Source organism: Methylobacterium variabile (genome assembly GCF_001043975.1).
In the GTDB taxonomy this organism is placed as follows: domain Bacteria; phylum Pseudomonadota; class Alphaproteobacteria; order Rhizobiales; family Beijerinckiaceae; genus Methylobacterium; species Methylobacterium variabile.
The window spans coordinates 1-4343 of sequence record NZ_LABY01000308.1 but is presented as its reverse complement, the minus strand read 5'-3'; the positions used below and the strand labels follow the sequence as shown (position 1 = coordinate 4343).

Annotated in this window: 3 protein-coding genes and 1 pseudogene; all 4 read right to left on the bottom strand. The window is 66.1% G+C overall.

What is annotated here, in order from left to right; all coding sequences use genetic code 11:
* Nucleotides 1–163: pseudogene (locus VQ02_RS37750) on the bottom strand (IS3 family transposase); the annotation flags it as partial.
* 400 nt (nucleotides 164–563) lie between these two features.
* Nucleotides 564–1307: an IS21-like element helper ATPase IstB gene (gene istB, locus VQ02_RS31855; protein WP_048448276.1), complete on the bottom strand. Its 744-nt coding sequence runs from the start codon at nucleotides 1305–1307 to the stop codon at nucleotides 564–566.
* An 11-nt stretch (nucleotides 1308–1318) separates the two neighbouring features.
* Nucleotides 1319–2857: an IS21 family transposase gene (istA, locus tag VQ02_RS31850; RefSeq protein ID WP_048448275.1), complete on the bottom strand. Its 1539-nt coding sequence runs from the start codon at nucleotides 2855–2857 to the stop codon at nucleotides 1319–1321.
* Between the two features lie 564 nt (nucleotides 2858–3421).
* Nucleotides 3422–4343, bottom strand: a 922-nt coding sequence (locus tag VQ02_RS31845; RefSeq protein ID WP_048448274.1) for a DUF4082 domain-containing protein, incomplete at its 5' end; no start/stop codon positions are given.

Here is a 4343-nt window from a genome sequence, read left to right as displayed (position 1 = left end):
ACTGTGCGACTGAATCCCAGACCGTCTCGCCCGAGCAGCCGATCTTGGCCGCAATCGACTGGATCGCCGACCACTGCGAGCCGTGCTCGCCCTCGTGGTCGCGCACCATCCGCACCGCGCGCTCGCGCACCTCGGGGGAAAACGGGGCTGTTCGCTTCGTCATGGCTCCATCCTCTCAGAAGTTGGAGCCTCCGGGAAACCCGGAGCGGTTCATTCTGTGGATCGGCCCTGCTGCGGCCCACGGCTGCCATCATGGCTGGCAACAGGCTCCTGCTGAGGGCTGGCATAGCCATGGCCTCAAGTGCGAAGCCCGCAAGGGCCTCGGGGTTTCGCGCCGAGGCAAGGCACATAGCCGCCGGGCGGCCTGACCCTCTCTCCGAAGCTTCGTCCAGGTTCTGGACTGGAGATCCGGACTGCGTATTCCGACGAAGCCGGCCGGGTGTTCCGATCTGATGCCGGCCATCACTCCAAAGCGAAGCCGGCCACCGGCCCGATCTGAAGGCGGCCGGTGACGGGGTGCTCCCACGGGTCAGAGAGGAAGATCACGAGGTTGGGTCAACGGGTCAAGCGGCGGGCTCGGCAGCCTTGCGCTTGCGCAGGCTCTCGCCGGCCAGCTCGATGCGATTAGCGTTGTGGACGAGCCGGTCGAGAACGGCGTCAGCCAGTGTCGGGATGCCGATGATCTCGTACCAGCGGTCCACCGGCACCTGGCTGGTGATCAAGGTCGAGCCGGCGTCGTAGCGATCCTCGACGATCTCCAGGAGGTCGCGGGCTTGCTCGGGCAGGAGCGGCTCGGGTCCCCAATCGTCGAGGATCAGCAGGTTCACCTTGGCGATCTGACGCAGCAGCCGGCCGTAGCGGCCGTCGCCACGGGCAAGGCCGAGCGCCGCAAACAGGCGCGGGACCCGGTAGTACAGGACCGAGAAGTCGTCTCGACAGGCCTTGTGCCCGAGCGCGCAAGCCAGCCAGCTTTTGCCGAGGCCGCACGGGCCGGTGATGACGAGGTTGCGCCGGGTTCGGATCCAGTCGCCGGTGGCGAGCCTGAGGAACAGGGCCCGATCCAGGCCGCGATGGCTGCGGTAGTCGACGTCCTCGATGCTTGCGGGGTGACGCAGGCGGGCCGCACGGGCGCGGGTCTCGAAGCGCTTCTGGCGGCGCGCCGTCGCCTCGTGCTCGAGCAGCAAACCGAGCCACTCGGCGTGGTCGAGCGCACTGGCCTCCGGGTTGGCCTCGAGCGTCTTGAACCCCGCCGCCATGCCGCTCAGGCCGAGGTCGTGCAGGAGATCGAGAGTGGGATGGGTCAGCATCATCGTCTCCGTCACTGGAAGTAGCGCGGGCCGCGCAGGTTGGGATGGAGCAGCACCGGGGCTGGCTCGGGAGGCGCTGCGGCGCGCTCCAGACCGTTGGCCAGGATCGAGGCAATGCTCGCGTAGGTGAGCGCCCCGATGGCCACGGCCCGAGCCGAAGCGGCCTCCGCCCGGCCAGGGGCGAGCCCGCGATAGAGGCGCAGGATGCCGAGGCAGGTGCGGAAGCCCTGTTCGGGATGCGGCCGATCATGGAGGACGGCGATGACCAGCCCTTCGGTCTCCGGTCCGATGCTGCGTGCCCAGCGCCGGAAGCGCTCGGGGCTCCACTCGGCGTAGCGCCGATGCGCGCTGGGCATGTGCGCGGGATCGGTCCCGTGGCGCCGGCCGCCGTAACGACGTTCGTGAGCGGCGACGCGCTGACCGCGGTGGAACACCTCGACCGTGTGCGCCGTGAGGCGGACGTCGACCTGCTCGCGGATCAGGGCATGGGGCACCGAGTACAGGAACCCGCCCGCCTCGATGTGGTAGTCGAGGTTGACCCGGGCCAGCCGCCACTCGGCGAAGATGTAGTCCTCCTCCGGCAGCGGACGCAGAGTTGCCCGCTCGATCGCCTCGAACAGGGCGCGACGCGTGGTCCCGAGCCGGCGCATGAGATGAGCGTTGATGCGCTCCACCATCTCGGCAATTGCGGCGTTGCATTCGGCCAGTGAGAAGAACGTCTGCCGGCGCAGCCGTCCCAGGATGTAGCTCTGGGCAAAGCGGACGCCGGCTTCCACTTTGGCCTTGTCGCGTGGCTTGCGGGGCCGCGCCGGCAGGATCCCGATACCGTAGTGGTCAGCCATCATGCCGTAGGAGCGGTTGATCTCCGGGTCATAGAACGAGGCCTTGTGCACCCCGCTCTTGAGGTTGTCGGGCACGACGAGGCGGGGAACGCCGCCAAGGAAGCGGAACAGGCGAACGTGGGCGCCGATCCAGTCGGGCAACGCCTGGGTCCAGGTTGCCTCGGCGTAGGTCAGGCTCGACGCGCCGAGCACTGCCACGAAGATCTCGGCCTCGCGTACGACGCCCGTGGCAGGATCGACGATCCCGATCTTCTTGCCGGAGTAGTCGACGAAGATCTTGTCACCGGCCGCGTGGTGCTGGCGCATCACCGGCGTGAGACGGCCCTCGAGCTCGCGGTAGAGGTCGCAGAAGCGAGAGTAGCCGTAGCCCTCCGGATGAGCCTCCCGGTACTCCTCCCACAGCACCGTCAGGTTGACCCCGGGCCGGCGCATCTCCCGCACCAGCGACGGCCAGTCCGGTTCGGGCAGCCTACGCAGTCCCTGCTTCACTCCGGCTCGGGCGAACAGGCGCTGCTCCAGCATCGCGTCGCTGACCTCGGGGCCGAGCGGCCAGGTCACGCCGGCGGCGCTCGCCCTGGCGAGGTTGTCCTGCACGGTGGAGCGGGCAATGCCCAGTGTTCGTCCGATCTCGCGCGAACTCACACCGTCGTGGGCGAGCCGCAGCATCTGTCTGATCTGTCGCATGGTCAGCTCTCTCCTGGCCGGCATTCCGCTCTCCTCGTCGTCGAGGACAGGATTGCCGCGGTTGCTGACCCACGGGAAAACCGCCGCCGATTTCGGCTACAGGCTGGCCGGCTTCATCTCGGAAAGGTGGCCGGCATCAAATCGGAACGCTGGCCGGCTTCGTCTCGGAAGAGGTGGCCGGCTTCCTTCGGAATCCGCAACCGCTTGCGTTAGCGGTTCCGGGAGCGGTTCCGCTTCTACCCGCCGTCGTCGTCACGCAGACCCTCGTCGAACTAATGAGTGAGCTCGTCTACGTGCGACTCATGCCGAAGCTCGGAACCTCTTGGGTCGCAGCGGCCACGTCGGGTTGAGGACATCCACAACGGCCTCCATTCGGTCCAGGCTGTGGGCCACGCAAGAATTTTTTGAGGATTGGGGGTCGACCTCCAGACTGAGCGTGACCATTTGCCAATACAGTCCACTTCCAGTCACCAGAATTTCACGAATATGATCTCTCCTCTTGTTATAAATCCGTGAACTATGTATTTGATGATACTCATCAAAATCATGAGATATACTCGGAAATAAGAACTAAGAGATGATGATTTTTTAGGCGGCAGCTGAGGGATTGAAGACGACGTCGACCCAGTAGTTGGACCGGTTGAAGGATTGAGTCGGGAACAGGCTGGTGCTGCCGTAAGCGAAGACGCCGTTGCCACCCGACGTATCGCTCGCCGGTGCGGTCAGCGGCCCGCTCGTCACTGCGTTCGCGAAGGCGTTGGCGGTGTTCGAGTAGCGGCCGGCATTGGTGTGGTAGGAGGCGGTGTAGGTGGCGCCGGGCGTCAGCGTCACCGGGCTCGAGAAGGTGGCGGTCTGCCAGCCGCTTGCGCTCTCGCCTGTGAAGGTCGCGGTGGCGAGAGCCTGGCCGGTACTCGACCAGAGCGTACCGATATGGGTGCCCGTATTCTGGCTGCCCTTGTAGAACTTAATCGCGCTGATCGTGCCGGCGCTGGAGGCCTGGAACTTCACGCCGAGCTCGACCGGGTTGAGGTCGTTGGTGTTGGTCGCCGCTGGTGTCGAGGAAGACGAGAACAGGCTTACCGGCGCGGTGCCGGGCGCCGACACGGTGAGGGTGACGTTGGCAGACGATGTGCCGCCGCGCCCGTCCGAGATCGCGTAGGTGAAGCCGGCCGCTCCCGTGTAGCCGGTCGTCGGCGTGAAGGTGACTGTCGCATTGGTGGTGTTGAGCGAGACGGTTCCGTTGGTCGGCCCGCTCACGTTGGTGATCGACAGGGCGTCGCCGTTCGGGTCGGTGTCGTTGGCAAGCAGCGTCGAGGTCGCAAAGGTTACGGCGCTGTTGCGGGTCACCGCCGGGCCGGTGTCGTTGACTGCGTTCGGCGCCTGGTTGGTAGCGCTGCTATTCGGGTTGAAGACGACGTCGACCCAGTAATTGGTGTTCTGGTAGGTGTTGGTCGGGAACAAGCTGGAGCCGCCGTAGGCGTAGACGCCGTTGCCGGAGGACGGAGCGGTC